Here is a 16,353-nt window from a genome sequence, read left to right on the forward strand (position 1 = left end):
CGCTGCGTAGACTTCAGGCCCGGAACTGCGGATTTTCGGGCGGGGTGGGGCGTATCTATGACGACGGCGGTGGCAAGGAGGGACGACGCCGGGCGCTCATCGCCGGCCGTGGCCGCTTATCGCTTGCGTGACGCGGTCTATCTGAACCTCACCAATCACTGCACCCTGCGTTGTCGGTTTTGCCCCAAGTTTCATGGCCTGTGGACGGTAGGCGAGGCGCGGTTGCGCCTGCGGACGGCCGATGAACCCTCGGTCGCGACCGTGATTCAGGCGGCGCGCGCCCAGGGACCGTGCGCCGAATACGTCTTTTGCGGGTTGGGGGAGCCCACGACGCGCTGGCCCGCGCTGCTTGCGGTGGCCGCCGCCCTGCGTGCCGAGGGTCGGCCGATAAGGCTCAATACCGATGGTCTGGCAAGCCTCGTCCAGGGCCGCGATGTGGCCCCGGATCTCGCCGGCCTCGTCGATCATGTCTCGATCTCGCTCAATGCCGCAGACGAGCACACCTATGAGCGCCTGTGCCGTCCCAGCCGCGCCGGCAGTTACGCCGCCCTGTTGGCGTTCGCCGCGCGCTGCCGGGCATTCGTGCCGCGCGTCACCCTGACCGCGATCGCGGGCCTGGAAGGTGTGGATGTGGATGCCTGTGCGCGTATCGCGCACGAGTTGAATGTCGCGTTTCGCGCGCGACCCCTGGAGTCGACCGATGGCGGTTCTTTCCGAGTTCGTTGAGACCTTCGGGCAGCAGCTCCTCCGTGAATTCGGCGAGCGCGTCCATAAGGTAACCGTGGATGCGGGCTTCACCTGCCCCAATCGTGATGGGTCGCGCGGGCGCGGTGGCTGCACGTTTTGCAACAACAAGTCGTTTCACCCCGCCAGCACGGCGCGCGGGATCGCCGATCAGGTGCGCGAAGGCATGCGTTGCGTCCGGCGGCGCACCCGCGCGCGCAAGGTCATCGCCTATTTTCAGACCTACACGAACACCTATGCCCCCTTGTCGCGCTTGAGCGCGGCCTACGAGCAGGCCCTGGCGGTACCGGGGGTCGTGGGCCTGAGCGTGGGCACGCGCCCCGACTGCCTGTCGGAGGCCGTGGCCGCCTTGATCGCCTCGTACCGTGACCGCGGGCTTTCGGTATGGGTGGAGCTCGGGCTGCAATCGAGCTTTGACGAGACGCTCGCGCGCGTCAATCGCGGCCATGGCTATGGCGAGTACCGCGAGGCCGTCGCCCTGCTGCAGCGGTATCGGATCCCGGTATGCACCCACCTCATCGTGGGTCTGCCGGAAGAGGGCCGCGACCACGCCCTGCGCACGCTCGCGCGGGTGCTGTCGTTGGGTGTGGCCGGCCTCAAGATCCATCCGCTACATGTCGTGCGCGGCAGTCGCCTCGCCCACGATTTCCGGGCCGGCCGGTTCGTACCGCTCGAGATGGCGACCTACGTCGGTATCGTGGCCGATCTCGTCGAGCGTACGCCCCGTCATGTGGTCTTCCATCGTCTCACGGGGACCGCCAAGGCGGCGCTGCTTCTGGCCCCAGACTGGTGTATCGGGAAGTGGCGGGTGTTGAATGCCATTACCGCCGAACTGGCGCGGCGCGGGACCCGTCAGGGGGCGCTCGCCTGCGAGGGGGTCTCGTGGTAGCCGTTCCCGAACTCGTGTGCCCGGCCGGGACCCTGGCGGCCCTGGAGGCGGCGGTCGACCATGGCGCCGATGCCATATATGTCGGGTTGCGTAACGAGACCAACGCACGCAATTTCCCGGGCCTCAACTTGACGCCCACCGAGCTTGTCTCCGGTGTCCGCTATGCCCATGCGCGCAAGCGCAAGGTCTACCTGGCACTGAACACCTACGCCCAGCCGGGACGGGTCGGTCTGTGGCGGCAGACCGCCGACCAGGCGATCGCCGCCGGCGTCGACGCCGTCATCGCCGCCGATCTCGCGGTCCTGCGCCACTGCGCCCAGCACCACCCTGCGGTACCCCGCCATCTGTCCGTCCAGGGGTCGGCCACCAACGCCGAGTCCCTGCGGTTTTATGCCGAGGCCTTCGGGGCGACGCGCGCCATCCTGCCGCGGGTCCTGGCCTTGAACCAGGTCGTCAAGCTGGCCGCGGGCGCGCCCGTGGATCTGGAGGTGTTTGCGTTCGGTGGGCTATGCGTCATGGTCGAGGGGCGTTGCGCGCTGTCCTCCTACGCCACCGGGGTCTCGCCCAACACCTGCGGGGCGTGTTCGCCGGCCTCCGCGGTGCGCTGGGAGGAAGAGGGCGGGCGCCGGCGCGTGCGCTTGAACGGCATCCTGATCGACGCCTTCGAAAAGACCGAGAAGGCCGGCTACCCCACGATCTGCAAGGGGCGGTTCAAGGTCGACAACCGCGTGACTTATGCCCTGGAAGAGCCGACCAGCCTGAACGTTCTGCCGATCCTCGCCGATCTGGCGCGTATCCCGGTGCGTGCCATCAAGATCGAAGGCCGGCAGCGCTCGCCATCCTATGTGGCGCGTGTCACCGCCATCATGCGCGCCGCCCTCGATGCCTGTGGTCGGGACCCCGCGGGCTTCACCGTCCGTCCGGAATGGGCTGCGGGCCTCGCGGCCCTGTCCGAGGGCCACCAGCAGACCCTGGGCGCGTTTCATAGGCCGTGGCGATGAGGCTTGCGCTCGCGCCCATACCGTTTTTCTGGCCGGCCGATGTGGTCGCGGATTTCTATGCCGCGATCGCCTCCACGGCAATCGATATCGTCTATCTGGGCGAGACCGTATGTTACAAGCGCCGCGGGCCGACACTCGCCGAGTGGCTGGCCATCGCCGATCGCCTGGCCGATCACGGCAAGGAGGTGGTGCTGTCGAGCCTCGTCCTGGTGGATGGCGAGGCGGAGCTCAAGGCCACCCGGAGGGTGTGCGCAAACGGCCGCTATCTCGTCGAGGCCAACGACATGAGCGCGGTGTCCTTGTGTCGCGGTTCGCGCTTCGTCGCCGGCGCCACCTTGAACATCTATAATGAGGACGCCCTGGCGATCCTTGCCGAGGCCGGGGCTACGCGCTTCGTGGCCTCCGTGGAGCTGAGCGGTGCGGCCCTCGGCGCCTTGCGCGCGGCCGGTCCGACCCATCTCGACTGCGAGGTGCTGGCCTTCGGTCGCCCGGCGCTGGCCTATTCGGCGCGCTGCTTTAGCGCGCGCAATGCCGATCGCGGCAAGGATCAGTGCGAATGGATCTGTGAGCAGGAGCCCGAAGGGGTTCTGGTGCGGACCCAGGAGGATGACGCGTTTCTGACGTTGAACGGTCTCCAGATCCATGCCGGGCACCCGATCAACGTGTTGGGCGAGATCGCGGCCATGCGCGAGGCGGGCGTCGATATCCTGCGCATCATGCCGGAGATCCGCGACACGGCGCTCGTCGTAGACGCCTTTCGCGGTGTCCTGGACGGACGTTACTCGCTTGCCGAGGCCCAGACGCGGCTCGTGCCCTTGACCGGCGGCATCAATGCCAACGGCTATTGGCGCGGCGTCGCCGGTCGCAGTCACGCCCCATGAGGCTCGCCTGGCACGACGCCCGACCCTTGGCACCCACGCAATTCCCCGACTACGAGCAGGCCCACATCGCGCGCGCGGCGCGTGGCGAGGCGGTGCTTGGCTTTGCGTGCCTCGCGCGCTGCGCCCTCGTGGGGGCCTTCGAGGACCCGTGTCGCGCGCTGCGTCTCTCGTATATCGGCGACCGCTTTCCCGTGGTGCGGCGGTTGACCGGCGGCGGTAGCCTGTCGCTCGATCCCGACACCCTGGTCGCGGTGCTCGCCCTGCCGGCCGGCCCCTACGCGACCATGGCGCCGGATACCCTCATGTCCGCGCTTGCAGCGCCGTTCCTGGCCGCCATTCGAGGGTGCGGCATAGACGCGGCGTTCACGGCCCCCAACGATATCGTCGTGGCCGGACGCAAGGTGGCCAGCGTCTTCGCGCGGCGAGACGCCGGCGTGGTCTTATTCGAGGCGGTCATACCGCTTGCGCTGGACGTCGAGGAGCTCTTGAAGACCCTGCGGCTGCCCCTCGAAAAGCTCTCCGAACAGGGCCTGCTCGCGGCGCGCCAGCGCTTCGCGCCGCTTTTTACCCTGGTCCCCGATCTCCCGTCGGGGGCGCTCTGCGCGCGTATCGCCGCCGAGACGGCACAAGCCCTCGGCCTCGCGCCGCATCGCGAGTCGCCCCCGCTCTTAAGCGAGACCTCGCGCGCGGCGGCGGAGGACCGACCGGCGGCGGACGTCCAGGCGTTTCTGAAGACCCCGGGCGGGGTCCTCTATCTGGACGTGTGGCTCGACCCCAGGGCGCTCATACGTGAGGCACGTTTCACGGGGGGCGTCGCCTGCCTCGATGGCGATCTCCTGGCGCGCCTGCAGGCGTCGCTGGTCGCCACCGACGTCACTGAGGCCGAGTCCACGCTCGGCAGGGCGCTTGGTGGGGTGCCCCCCGACATCGTTGGCGTGGAGGCCGCGGACATCGTTTATCTGGGGCATCTGTGCGCGGCGCGTTTCCATGTCGGCCGGCGTTTAGGGCTGGCGGCGGCCACCCAGATCAGCGTATTCAGTCCCGACCGCGCGGCCTCGGGCGAGACCCTGCTGGGTGCCATCGACGCCGTGCTACTGCCCTACTGCGCCAAGCCCACCTGGTGCAAGTGGCGGCATCGCGACGGCTGCCCGGAGTGCGGGCAATGCGCGGTGGGCGAGGCCTATGGCCTGGCGCGCGCGCGAAACCTTATGGTCGTTACCATCACCCGATATGAACACCTGCGCGCGGTCCTCGCGGATCTGAGGGATCGGGGGGCGCGGGCCTTTCTGGGGGTGTGCTGCACGGATTTCTTTCTGAAGCGCGACTATGCCTTCATCGAGGCCGGTGTCCCCGCGGTGTTTCTGGATATCGGCGGCGACACCTGTTACACGCTACGCCAGGAGGAGGCCGCCTATGCCGGGCGCTTTGAGGCCGAGGCGTTCGTGGATGCGCGCCTCCTGGGGCGCCTCCTGGATTGGCGCGATCGGCTGGCGGCCGCCGATGCCACGACGGGCGTGGCCGGGGTGGAGGATCAGTCCCCCCGGCCTTCACTGGGGAGCTGACGACCCGTTTCCGCACGGGACCGTGGCTTATGTCCACCCAATCGTGTTTCGGACAGTGACGTAAGGTAAGTGCCCGCGAACGGCTGGACGCCGCGCCGGCGTGTTCTACACTGAGAGGACGCGCATGATGCCCGGGCCTTCGCGCTGACTGTTGGGCACGCAGGGCGTCCCGGAAACCAGGCAGGCCTAGCGCTCACGGCCGTTCCGGCGGCGTGCGATAGGTGGGAAGCGGAACAAGAATCCAAATGGTGGTTTGCGGAACAGGGGGATATCCATGACGTGTCGATTGAGCGGACGACGCGCGGTCTACGCCGCGCTGTCCGGGTTTCTACTGGCGGCCGGCGCCCAGGCCCATATCCATGGGGAGAGCGCGCTTGCCGCCTACAACAACAACGCAAGCCTCGCGTTCCTTCAAAGCCACGTGGAGTACGGCGAGCGGTCCTCGCCCCCCAATGGCGCGTATCTCGATACCAGCTCGGGATTCATCAAGGGGGGGCGTTTCGCGGCATCAGGCATGCGCACCGCCGGTGTCCGCAACGTCTATTTTCATGTCTCCTACAGCCAGATCGACGGCAGTCTGAATTATGTCGGTGCAATTCAGTATAGCAACGGCACCAGCGCTCCACTTTCCGAGCCCGAGAACGAGCGGATGACGGATATCGGCCTGCGTCTCGGCCAGGGCTTCATGGTCGCCAACGACATGATGCTCATACCCTATATCGGCTACGGGTTCCGTCACTGGGCGCGCGGTGAGTCCCCGGGGCCGACCACGCCTTATAATTATTCCGAGAGTTATCGCAATCAGTACGCCGCCTTCGGTGTCCTGTGGCAGGTCGAGCTCTTTCGGCGACTGGTGACGAGCCTGAACCTCGCCTATGGTCGCACCATCCATCCGACCATGTCGGCACCGGCCCTGGGGATCGCCGAGGGTCTCGGCCCGAAGCCCTGGCGGCGCGCCGGCGTGAACGTCGATTACCTCGTCGGGCGCCACGAGGCGGTGTTCGTGAGCGCCACGTTCACCGAGTTCCAATATGGGGCGGGGCCCATAGTCGTAGGGACCAGCGGATTGGTGGGTAATGAACCCTTCAGCCAGACCGAGGTCACGAACTACGCTATCGGCGCGCGTTTCCTGTTTTGAACGAACCTGGGTGCCGGGGCGAGCCGCCTCGGCACCCAGGTCGCGGTCCGATCTTTGGTTCAGCGTCGTCCCGCCGCACGGCCAACGCGAGTGGCGGATCGCGGCCCTGTGAGATGGGCGTCAGGGGCCTTTTTGTCGGGCGAGTGTCCGCAGGACGGTGGCGAGCCTGGCCTTCTTTGCGGCGCCCCCCAGAAAATGTATCTGCCCGTTTTCTCGATAGATCATGAACGGAATGTATGACACGAGGCGCACGGCCAGCCGCGTGTTGCCGATGATGGTTTGGCGAAGCGCGGGTGAGACGCGCGCGAGAGGCCGGATCCCCCCGCTCCAGAGGCGGGTATTGAAGCGGGTTTCGTCATAGGCCAGGGCCTTGAGCGGATCGGCGGCGGTAACGATCGCTGCCGCCTTTCCCATGGTCGAGGCGCGCACCAGCGCAACCGGCACCCAGCGGATGACCACCGGGATATTTTGGAAGGCCAGCATCTTGACCCACAGCGCATGACAGAACGGCTCGTCGGGATCGAACACGATTTGTATGACCACAGGCCTCCCGGGCGGTCCCTCACGGACGGCGGCGCTTGCCCGCAATTGCGCCCAGGCGCGGCGCAGATCGGCCTGTCCTTGCGGCGTGGCCGGTGGGTGCCGGAAGAGTTCCGGCACCGGGCGCGGTTTGGCGGCGGCGTTAGCGACCGGATGCGCGGGAGGGTTCACGGGCGCGACCACCACCTGTGGTTTGGGGCGGGCGGACGGGACCGCATGGGGTGCGCGGGCCAGGAACCGTGCGAGACGGGCCTTTTGGTGGGCGATCAGGGCGTTTTCGCGCGCCAGCGCGACCTGTCCCGTCGCCAGCTCCGCCTTTGCGCCGTGCATGATGAGGGAGAGCTTGGTGACCTGGGCGTTCAGTTTCGCGAGCGTGGGTGACGAGAAGGTACCGGGCCCGACGGTCTTCGCGCATTGCGCCCCCAGCCAGTGCCCGCGCATGACTGCGTGGATCAGAGATGTCTGTCCTGCGACCCGTTGGGTCCGTGTCCAAGCGCCGCGGTATATGAGCTCGGAGCCGTGTCTGGTAAAGCGGTCCTGCCCGTGGTCCATGGTCACGACCGGACCCACCTGGAGTCGGTCGCCCCAAGTCACGATGGTGGTGCCCGGCCGCCGACGTACCTGAACCGAGACGGGGCCTCGCAGGCCCCGGACCTTATCGATGTCACCGGTGGCGGTGGCGACAGGACCGATGCGTCGCAGGCAATAATCGCCACGGCCGGTAAGGGCCATTGCCCCGCTGAAGACCGTGGTAATGGCCCAGAGGCCCGGCCGAAAGCCATCCAGAGCCCGCACCGTTCCGGGCGCCAGGAGCGCGTATAAGGTGGCCGCGCAGCAGGGCAGGGCCCTCTTGATGGTGTGGCCACCAGCGCGTCCGGCGCTGGCGCCGGGATGCGCTCCCCGGGCGCCGCGGCCTTGTTTCGACGATGACCCGCGGCCTATTGCCCGCACCCATGTCGCGTATGTCCGGCGCCCCTTTCTCCCATAACTCTCGACCATACGCGCCTCGTCCCGGAGTGGGCCGTCCGTACGACTTATTAGTATGACGGTCGCCCCTCCCTCTCGCGGGTTCGTCGCCCGCGCGGAATGGCGCGCCGTGCCTGCGTCTGCCTTAGCCGTTTCCCCAGGCAAAGACATTCACCCGTGCCGGAGGGACGTTGCGCCATATGGTGCGCGAGTGCAGGCAGGTGATTTCCTGGGCCCAGTCGATGGCGCGGCAGCGCAGGCTGTAGGTGAACTGGATGAAGGTCGCGCCTTTGGGGAGGATGGCATCCAGGGCCGAACCGATCTGATCGACGGTGCTCTTCGGCAGGGATTTCAGGGGCAGGCTCGACACCACAGCCGATACGCGCTGCGCGCGCCAGCCGAGCAGGGTCGCGAGGTCTGCGGCGTCACCCTCCAGAATGGTCACATCGGGGAAACGCTCTTTGAGGTGGGCGGCCAGGAGCGCCGATTTTTCCACAACTATGAGACGTCCCGGTGCCACTCCATGATCCAGCAATGAGGCGGTCACGACGCCGGTCCCCGCACCCAGTTCGACGATGTAGCCCTTGGATGCGGTCACGGCCTGCGAGGCCATGTAGTCGGCGAGGCGTCTCGAACTCGGACAGGCCGCACCGACGGCCTGTGGTCCAGAACAGAGGGCGCGGGCAAAAAGTCGAAGGTCTGTCGGAAAGATTGCGCCTGCCAGACGTCTCAGCGTGTTTTTCCCCAACGACGGCCCCCGCGTCGCGTCCTCCGGTCTCCCGGAGTCGATTGTCGTCCGGTGCATGAATCCCCCCCCGTTCGGTCGTCCCGGGAATGACGGGCGCAACCATTAGTTTATGGTTCAAGGATATAGCATGAGCCTGTAATTGCAACGACTGTGCGACAGTCGGCGCGGACGGCGGGCCGATTCTGCTTATGGGAGCAGGGAGCGCAGGCGTTTTTTGTGGCGATAGATCGCGCTTTCGAGGGCGTGGCGCAATTGCAGGGCGACACCGGTATCGCCCTCCACGCACAGCCTGCGATCAAAGAATAAGGCATCGGCATCCTCGGTCTGCAGGAGAAGCGCGAGAAACGAGCGCATTTCGCCGCGGATGCACGTCGTCCACGGGATCGGCGGGGCCGGCCACAGGCGGGCGTTACGGATCACAAAGCCGATGGCGAGCTTCGGGTTTGTGATCTCCAGACACACACGCGTGCCCGACAGGGCCTCCAGGGTGTGGTCCGACACCAACAGGGCATTGGCCATGAGCGCGCCGCCTAAGGCGATGGCGGGCGCCGGCACGACCCTGGCGCCGAAATCCAGGGCGCGCGGCGCGGTTTGCGAGACGATATCAGACAGAAAGGCCATGTGGTCATTGTTCGCGGTTTGCGGGCCCCGTGAGTTGATGCGCGTCAAATGTTTTGCGATGGATCAAAGGGCCGGCGCGGACCCCGGTCTACGATGCCGCCAGAATGTTTACCGACATGCGCCAATTCCTCGCGCACCTCGAGCGCCGAAACCTCCTCGCGCGCGTGGCCGCGCCGGTCAGCGCCCACCTGGAGATTACCGAGATCTGCCGGCGCGCGATCATGGCCCAGGGACCCGCATTGCTGTTCGAGCATGTCGATGGCGGGACCATGCCGGTGGTCGGCAACCTGTTTGGGACCCGCGAGCGGGTCTTGCAGGCCATGGACTTGGACGACAGCGCGGCCTTGCGCGCGCTCGGGGAGTTGCTCGGACGGATCAAGGAGCCGCGCTGGCCGCGCGGCACGGGCGAGGCCATTCGCCATCTCCCCATCATCGGTCGCCTGTGGGCGGCGCGCTCGCGCATCGTGGAAGACGGCGCGCCGGTCCACGAGTGCGTTCAGGAGGGCGAGGCCGTCGATCTCGAGGCCCTGCCGATCTCGCACTGCTGGCCCGGGGATGCCGGGCGGCTGCTCACCTTCGGCCTGGTCATCACCCGGCCGACGCGCGATGAGCGGCACAACGTCGCGGTTTATCGCCAGCAGCTGATCGGCCGCAATCGCCTCATCATGCGTTGGCTCGCACATCGTGGCGGGGCCGGTGATTATGCGCGGTTTCGCGAGGCCCACCCGGATGAGCCGTTTCCGGTGGCGGTGGCCATAGGCGCGGATCCAGCCCTCACCATAGCGGCGGTCGCACCCATTCCGGACACCCTGTCGGAGTATCAGTTTGCCGGTCTTTTGCGGGGGGCGCGCACCGAACTTACGCGCGCCGGCAACGGCTTGCTGGTCCCGGCGCGCGCTGAGATCGTCCTGGAGGGGGTGATCGCCCCAGGCGATACCGCCCTGGAGGGGCCGTTCGGCGATCATACCGGCTATTACAACGCCCAGGACCATTTCCCGGTCATGACCGTGACCCGCGTGACGCATCGTCACGCCCCCCTCTATCAAACGACCTACATGGGGCGCTCACCGCACGATGAGCCCTCGGTGCTGGCCGGGGCCTTGAACGAGGTCTTCGTGCCGCTCTTGCAGCAACAATTCCCGGAGATCACCGACTTTTACCTGCCCCCCGAGGCCTGTTCCTACCGGGTCGCCGTGGTGAGCATTCACAAACGCTATCCCGGTCATGCACGGCGCGTCATGTTCGGTGTGTGGTCCTACCTCAGGCAGTTCACCTACACCAAATTCGTGATCGTGACCGACGATGATATCAACATTCGCGACTGGTCGGAGGTCATATGGGCCCTGGTGACCCGTGCCGATCCCGCTCGCGATGCGGTCATCCTGACGAATACGCCCATCGATTACCTGGATTTCGCGAGCCCCGAGGCCGGTCTGGGCGGTAAGATGGGCCTGGATGCCACATTGAAGCGGCCCCCCGAGGTCACGCGCCCTCCAGGTCGGCCGATCCAGCCTGATCCCCGGACTCAGGCGGCGGTGGCCGATATCTGTGCGGCCCTGGGGATCTGATCGGTGTGGGTTGATATTGATCAAGGCGCACCGAGGGACCCGGGCGTTACCGTCGTGTTTTAGGGTTAGCTTATGAATGATTCTTTCGATGCCTCGCTCGTCGCCCGCTATGGGGAATCGGCGCCGCGTTACACCTCGTACCCCCCAGCGACTCAATTCCATGGCCAGTTCGGCCCAGATGACCTGGGCCGCACGCTCGCGGCGCGACCGGCGGATCGCCCGTGGTCGCTCTATGTGCACGTCCCGTTCTGCGAGTCCGTATGCTATTACTGCGCCTGCAATAAGACGATAACGAAGCACCACGACCGCGCCGGGCCTTATGTGGCGCGCGTCGCCCGGGAGCTCGCCTTGTTGTCGCCATGGCTCGGCGCGCGCCCACCCCTGGATCAGCTCCACTGGGGCGGCGGGACGCCCACCTTTCTGAGTCATGACGAGATGCGCGCCCTCATGTGCGCGATAGCCGAGCGTTTCGCGCTGCGCGCCGATGATGGCGGCGAGTATTCGATCGAGATCGATCCGCGCCATGCCTCGGATGCCACGCTCGCGCTCCTGCGCTCCATCGGATTCAACCGCCTGAGCCTCGGCGTCCAGGATTTCGATCCCGCGGTGCAGCTCGCCATCAATCGCGAGCAGTCCTTCGCGCTGGTGCGCCATGTCGCGCAGACCGCGCGCTCGCTCGGGTTTCGGTCCTTGAGTGTCGACCTCATCTATGGCCTGCCGCGCCAGACCCGCGACAGCTTCGCACGCACGGTCGATCGTCTCCTCGAGATCGCACCGGACCGCGTGTCGCTCTTCAACTATGCGCATCTCCCGGAACGCTTCAAACCGCAGCGGCGCATCAATGCCGCCGAGATCCCCGACGGCCTGACCAAGATCGCCATCTTGAGCGGCACTGCCGAGGCATTGGCGGGCGCCGGCTACGTCTACATCGGGCTCGACCACTTCGCCAAGGCCGGCGACGAGCTGGCGCAGGCCCAGCGCGACCGCACCCTGGCGCGCAATTTTCAGGGATATTCGACCCGTGGGCACCTCGATGTCCTGGGCGTGGGGGCCTCGGCAGTCAGCCGCATAGGCGCGATCTACAGCCAGAATGCCTGGGACCTGAAGGAATACGAGGCCCTCATCGATCAAGGGACGCTGCCCGTGCGCCGCGGGTTCGAATTGAGCGCCGATGACGAGCTGCGCCGCGAGGTGATCAACGATCTCTTGTGCCACATGCAGTGCGACGTGGCGGCCGTCGAGGCCCGTTACGGCCTGCGCTTCGCCACCTATTTCGCCTCCGAACTGGCGCGCCTCGAGCCCTTTATCCATGACGGCCTGGTGGAGATGGACAGCCGCAGGATCACGGTGACCGCGCGCGGCCAGATGCTGGTGCGCGCGGTGTGCGCGGTCTTCGATCGCTACCTGCTCATCGCCGATCGCCGGCGGTTTTCCCGCGTCGTCTAGGAGAGAGATGCCCATGCCCCGCCCCATGCCCCTTTCGATCCTGATCCTGGCGGTGTTCTCGACCGGCGCGTCCGCCAAGGCCCTCACCGGCCGGCAGGTCTTCGATCAGACATGCCACACCTGTCATGCCCGCGGCATCGCCGGCGCGCCCCAGTTCGGCAATCGCGGTGCCTGGCGCAGGCACCTGGCGAAGGGCATGAAGGTCCTGTATGAGCACGCCATCCACGGCTATTATGGCTACAGCTTCATGCCCCCCAAGGGCGGCGACGAATCCCTGACCGATAGCGAGGTGCGCGCGGCGGTCCGCTACATGGTGGCGGCGGTCCAGCCCCCCGGATCGACCCTTGATCCGCATCAATGAATGACCGGGTCATCGGACTAAGCTCGGGTCATGACATCCGTAATCGCATCGTGCCTACCGAAACTGAGCCTCAGAGGCCGTCAGCTGCTGCCCATCTTTCAGGGGGGCATGGGGGTGGCCATCTCCGCCCATAAGCTCGCCTCCGCGGTGGCGCGCGAGGGCGCGGTCGGCACCATTGCGAGCGTTGATCTGCGGCATCTGCATCCGGACATCATGAACCGCCTGCGCCGCTGCCGGGATACGCACAAGATGCTCGATGGCAATCTCGAGGCCCTGGATCGCGAGGTCAAGGCGGCGCGCGCCATCGCCGGGTCCGCAGCGTTCATCGCGGTCAATGTCATGCGCGCGCTGAACCATTACGCTGATTTCGTCCGCCAGGCCTGTCTCAGCGGGGCCAACGCCATCGTAATGGGGGCCGGATTGCCGCTCGATCTCCCCGAGCTGACTCAGGGGCACGATGTCGCCCTGATCCCCATCCTCTCCGAGGAGCGCGGGATCGAGGTCCTGTTGCGCAAGTGGATGCGCAAGGGCCGGCTCCCCGATGCGGTCATCATCGAGCACCCCGGCCACGCCGGCGGTCATCTCGGTGCCCCCCGTTTGGCCGATGTCGACTCCCCGCGCTTTGATTTCCGCCATGTCCTGAAGGAGGCCTTGGCGCTGTTCAAGAGGCTCGGTGTGGCCGCCGAGCGGATCCCGCTCATTCCGGCGGGGGGCATCGGTTCGTTCCGCGCCATCCGCGATCTGCTCGATCGTGGCGCCTCCGGGGTGCAACTGGGGACGGCGTTCGCGGTGACCGAGGAGTGCGATGCGCACCCGAACTTCAAGCGGGTGTTGGCCGAGGCCCGTGGCGAGGACATCGTCACGTTCATGAGCGCCGCCGGCCTGCCGGCGCGCGCGGTGCTTACCCCCTGGCTCAAGCGCTATCTGGCGCGTGAGACCCTCTTGAAGGCCCGCGCCACGGACCGCTGCGGGGGGTGCGCGAGCCGGCTTGAGTGTCTGAGCCATTGTGGCTTCAAGGACGGCAATCCCGAGGCCGGGCAATTCTGCATCGAGACCCAGCTGGCGGCGGCCGCCAAGGGCAATGTCGAGCAGGGGCTGTTTTTCCGGGGGGGTGCACCCCTACCTTTTGGCCGCGAGATCCGTCCGGTCCGCGATCTCCTCGAGTATCTCCTGACGGGCGTCGCGCCGGCCCAGGCGCCACGCCCGGCCGTCTCCCTTATCGCCTGAGGCGCCCTATGTCGTGCTGCTACGTTCTTGATCTGCGTCTTACGCCGCAAGGCGTACCGGCATCCACCTATGCTTACTCCGTCCTGCGCGAGATGGGCCCCGGGGAATCCCTGCGCATCTGGAGCCCCGAGGACCCGACCCTGCTCATGGCCCAGCTTCAGAATCACATGCGCCATACGCTCGTCTGGCACGCCGCCACCGATGGCCAGGGTTACCTGGTCACCCTGCACATCCGCGGCCCGGGCGAGGCGCTCGCGCTCACCGACACCCTGCGCCGCGATCATGACGACATGGATGCCCGTCTCGTCCGGTCACTGTCCCTGGTCAATGGCGGGTACTGGCGTGAGGCGGTCTCGGAGGTCACGGCCTTCGATCACGCCCTGCGCGCCCATATCCTCATCGAAAACGATCTCCTCGCACCCCTTGCCGCCCGCGACGCCGAGGAGCCGACGACGCTCATGCGCCGCGAGCACGACGACATCCTGATCCAGCTGGATGCCATCCAGGAGGTGTGCGCCGCCCCCGAGGAGTCCTGCAAGGACCTGGACACGTGGCTTGGCCTCCTTGCCGCGAGTCTCAACAAGCACGAGTTCCGGGAAGAGACGCTCTTGTTCGATGCCTGGGAACGGGCCGCGAGCGTCGGTCACGGGACACTCCTAAACGAGGTCCGCCGGCGCCTGTCATCCCCCGCTCCTTGACCGCCCCGATCTTCTGGGGCCTACGCGGCGCGTACGGGCGTGAGCCCGATATAGAATAACACCGCGCAGTATTGCGCAATGCTCCCGCCCAGAACGAACAGGTGCCAGATCTCGTGGGCCAACGGCCATTTCTCGTCGAAGAGAAAAAATATCGCGCCCACCGTGTATAGAAGTCCGCCGGCGGCGAGCCACGCAAAGCCCGCCGGGGGCAGGTGGCGCATGAGGGGTTGCAGGGCGATGACGATCAACCACCCCATGACGCCATAAAAGATCATCGACAGTCGCCGTGATCTCTGGGGGATGAATTCCTGGACGATGCCAAGCACCGCAAGACCCCACAGCACTCCGAACAGGGACCAGCCCCACGGCCCACGCAAAGGCCCCAGGACGAACGGGGTATAGGTCCCGGCGATCAAAAGATAGATGGCGACATGGTCGAGCCGCTTGAACACCGCCCGTGCCCGGCCCGTAAGGCCGTGGTAGAGGCCCGACATGGCATACAGGAATACGAGTGTAAGCCCGTAGATGCTGAAGCTCACGATCCGCCAGGGATCCGCGCGCAGGGCCGCAAATACGATCAACACGACGGTGCCTGCGATGGCGAGCAGGCCGCCTACGATATGACTGAGACTGTTGAATCGTTCGGAGCGCAGCATGCCTGTCCCCCTGCAGGCAGTATACCACCAGGCGGTCCGGCACCGTAGGTTGCGCCCCGGTCGCATACCGTACCACTTGCCGCCCATGGTCATGCGCGCGGTTCGCGCGCGCCGTTATTCAAGCTCTCGACTATGCCCTGGGTGAGATGGTGCAAAAGGGGCTTTGCGGCCTCGAGGAGCAGGCCGCCGACCTCGGGGCCATCGGCAAGTTTGAGGCCCGCCCAGTATTCGGGTCCGCGGGGCGGGCGTTGCGCGGCCTCGTCGTGACGCCCCTGGAGGTAGGCGCCTTCGAGTTCGCGGGCGAGCGCGCTCGTGCGTTTCGGCCGGGACCGCTGCAGGCGGTGGCCCAGCAGGACCCCGGCGCCCACGCTCAGGCCTACGGCCAAAAGGGGGTGCTTGAGCGACCATCGAATCGGGAAGGTGACCTGGCGCTCGATCTGTTCCACGGCGCTGCCGACGCGCTCGCTCAAGGCATCCAGGGTGTCGGCAAGGTCACGCCGGTGCCGCTCGGCCTCCAGACGCGCCTCCTCGGAGGAGTACACCTCTACCACTTCGTCGTCCATGGGAGCCCCCTGGCTTAGAGTTTTTTCCATTCATCCTTGATGAAGGCCTTGTCGGCATTGACCTCCGATCGCGTCTTCTTCATCTGCGCGTCCCGTCCTATGCGTTTGGCATGCCTCATTGCCATGGCGCTGCCGACACCGGTCAACAATACGCCGATGATGAGCGCGCTCAGCCATACGCTCGTCATGGGGGAGGCGGCGTTCGTTATGATGTCGGCGAGCCCGATGATGACGAATGCCAGCAGGCTCAAGAGGCCGAGCAAGGCCACGGCACTATAGGCCGCGGCCTTCAGGGCGTCGGTAATGAGTGCGCGCGTGCTCTCCTCGATCTCGAGCTTGATGACATTGGCTTCGCTGCGGATGATCTCGCTCGCTTCATCGGCGGCATGGCGCAAAAGACCCTTCAGCGACATGCGGTCAACGGTCGGCCCGGGGTGCAGGGACTGTGAATTCCAGTGTGTGGCCATAGTCGCCCCTAGCGGCTCAAGAGCTTGCCCAGAATGACGCCGACACCGAATCCTATGGCGATACTGGCGCCCGGATGCTCCCGTATGCGCCGCTCGAGATCCTGACGCATGGCGTTGATATCACGCTCGGACATATAGGCGCTCAATCTCCCCAGCCATGCCAGGGCCTCTTCGACATAGGGGTTGGCGTGCGCGGTGGTGGACTCGGAACTGCCGTCGGCAGCGAATGGTTCGGCAACGCCCATGGCTCACTCCGCTCGATGTTTAGGCAAGCTTA

Annotated in this window: 18 protein-coding genes; 11 read left to right on the plus strand and 7 right to left on the minus strand. The window is 66.3% G+C overall.

Annotated features, from left to right (window positions below; genetic code table 11):
* The first annotated feature begins 57 nt into the window (after positions 1 to 57).
* From C4901_RS01280 to C4901_RS01305, 6 genes are all read left to right on the plus strand, one after another.
* The gene (locus C4901_RS01280) at positions 58 to 726 is read left to right on the plus strand and encodes a TatD family nuclease-associated radical SAM protein (protein ID WP_110135784.1); all 669 of its coding nucleotides are present in this window, start codon (positions 58 to 60) and stop codon (positions 724 to 726) included.
* Complete coding sequence (locus C4901_RS01285; protein WP_110135785.1) at positions 701 to 1,633, plus strand: TIGR01212 family radical SAM protein; 933 nt, start codon at positions 701 to 703, stop codon at positions 1,631 to 1,633. Before C4901_RS01280 ends, C4901_RS01285 begins: the two co-directional genes overlap by 26 nt.
* Positions 1,627 to 2,634 carry a peptidase U32 family protein gene (locus C4901_RS01290; RefSeq protein ID WP_110135786.1) on the plus strand — a complete coding sequence of 336 codons (1,008 nt, stop codon included), beginning with the start codon at positions 1,627 to 1,629 and terminating at the stop codon, positions 2,632 to 2,634. Before C4901_RS01285 ends, C4901_RS01290 begins: the two co-directional genes overlap by 7 nt.
* Positions 2,631 to 3,515: a U32 family peptidase gene (locus tag C4901_RS01295; RefSeq protein WP_110135787.1), complete on the plus strand. Its 885-nt coding sequence runs from the start codon at positions 2,631 to 2,633 to the stop codon at positions 3,513 to 3,515. The genes C4901_RS01290 and C4901_RS01295 overlap by 4 nt, the downstream gene beginning before the upstream one ends.
* Positions 3,512 to 5,077 (plus strand): DUF116 domain-containing protein, encoded by a 1,566-nt coding sequence (locus C4901_RS01300; RefSeq protein WP_145960580.1) that lies wholly within the window; start codon positions 3,512 to 3,514, stop codon positions 5,075 to 5,077. Before C4901_RS01295 ends, C4901_RS01300 begins: the two co-directional genes overlap by 4 nt.
* Positions 5,078 to 5,351: 274 nt before the next feature.
* A complete protein-coding gene (locus C4901_RS01305; protein WP_145960581.1) occupies positions 5,352 to 6,215 on the plus strand; it encodes a hypothetical protein in 864 nt (287 codons plus the stop codon).
* Between the two features lie 120 nt (positions 6,216 to 6,335).
* On the opposite strand, the gene C4901_RS01310 is transcribed toward C4901_RS01305, so the two are convergent.
* From C4901_RS01310 to C4901_RS01320, 3 genes are all read right to left on the minus strand, one after another.
* Positions 6,336 to 7,550, minus strand: a complete 1,215-nt coding sequence (locus tag C4901_RS01310; RefSeq protein ID WP_145960582.1) for a hypothetical protein — start codon at positions 7,548 to 7,550, stop codon at positions 6,336 to 6,338.
* 316 nt (positions 7,551 to 7,866) lie between these two features.
* The gene (locus tag C4901_RS01315; RefSeq protein WP_145960583.1) at positions 7,867 to 8,319 is read right to left on the minus strand and encodes a class I SAM-dependent methyltransferase; all 453 of its coding nucleotides are present in this window, start codon (positions 8,317 to 8,319) and stop codon (positions 7,867 to 7,869) included.
* 336 nt (positions 8,320 to 8,655) lie between these two features.
* A complete protein-coding gene (locus C4901_RS01320; RefSeq protein WP_110135792.1) occupies positions 8,656 to 9,090 on the minus strand; it encodes an SCP2 domain-containing protein in 435 nt (144 codons plus the stop codon).
* Between the two features lie 104 nt (positions 9,091 to 9,194).
* Here C4901_RS01320 and C4901_RS01325 point away from each other — a divergent pair, with 104 nt between their 5' ends.
* The 5 genes from C4901_RS01325 (at position 9,195) to C4901_RS01345 (ending at position 14,390) form a co-directional block, all read left to right on the plus strand.
* On the plus strand, positions 9,195 to 10,658 hold the full coding sequence (locus tag C4901_RS01325) for a UbiD family decarboxylase (protein ID WP_110135793.1): 1,464 nt from the start codon (positions 9,195 to 9,197) through the stop codon (positions 10,656 to 10,658).
* 72 nt (positions 10,659 to 10,730) lie between these two features.
* Positions 10,731 to 12,104, plus strand: a complete 1,374-nt coding sequence (hemN, locus tag C4901_RS01330; protein WP_110135794.1) for an oxygen-independent coproporphyrinogen III oxidase — start codon at positions 10,731 to 10,733, stop codon at positions 12,102 to 12,104.
* A 13-nt stretch (positions 12,105 to 12,117) separates the two neighbouring features.
* A complete protein-coding gene (locus tag C4901_RS01335; RefSeq protein ID WP_168185473.1) occupies positions 12,118 to 12,465 on the plus strand; it encodes a cytochrome c5 family protein in 348 nt (115 codons plus the stop codon).
* Positions 12,466 to 12,495: 30 nt separating this feature from the next.
* Positions 12,496 to 13,692, plus strand: a complete 1,197-nt coding sequence (locus C4901_RS01340) for a nitronate monooxygenase family protein (protein ID WP_110135796.1) — start codon at positions 12,496 to 12,498, stop codon at positions 13,690 to 13,692.
* Between the two features lie 8 nt (positions 13,693 to 13,700).
* Complete coding sequence (locus tag C4901_RS01345; protein ID WP_110135797.1) at positions 13,701 to 14,390, plus strand: hemerythrin domain-containing protein; 690 nt, start codon at positions 13,701 to 13,703, stop codon at positions 14,388 to 14,390.
* 20 nt (positions 14,391 to 14,410) lie between these two features.
* Here C4901_RS01345 and C4901_RS01350 read toward each other — a convergent pair whose 3' ends face one another.
* The 4 genes from C4901_RS01350 to C4901_RS01365 all read right to left on the minus strand — a co-directional run bounded on the left by C4901_RS01350 (position 14,411) and on the right by C4901_RS01365 (position 16,321).
* The gene (locus C4901_RS01350) at positions 14,411 to 15,046 is read right to left on the minus strand and encodes a hemolysin III family protein (RefSeq protein WP_110135798.1); all 636 of its coding nucleotides are present in this window, start codon (positions 15,044 to 15,046) and stop codon (positions 14,411 to 14,413) included.
* An 89-nt stretch (positions 15,047 to 15,135) separates the two neighbouring features.
* Positions 15,136 to 15,609, minus strand: a complete 474-nt coding sequence (locus C4901_RS01355) for a hypothetical protein (protein ID WP_110135799.1) — start codon at positions 15,607 to 15,609, stop codon at positions 15,136 to 15,138.
* A gap of 14 nt (positions 15,610 to 15,623) precedes the next feature.
* Positions 15,624 to 16,076: a phage holin family protein gene (locus C4901_RS01360; RefSeq protein ID WP_110135800.1), complete on the minus strand. Its 453-nt coding sequence runs from the start codon at positions 16,074 to 16,076 to the stop codon at positions 15,624 to 15,626.
* Positions 16,077 to 16,084: 8 nt separating this feature from the next.
* The gene (locus C4901_RS01365) at positions 16,085 to 16,321 is read right to left on the minus strand and encodes a hypothetical protein (RefSeq protein WP_110135801.1); all 237 of its coding nucleotides are present in this window, start codon (positions 16,319 to 16,321) and stop codon (positions 16,085 to 16,087) included.
* Between the last annotated feature and the right edge of the window lie 32 nt (positions 16,322 to 16,353).

It is taken from the genome of Acidiferrobacter sp. SPIII_3, from assembly GCF_003184265.1.
Classification (GTDB): Bacteria; Pseudomonadota; Gammaproteobacteria; order Acidiferrobacterales; family Acidiferrobacteraceae; genus Acidiferrobacter.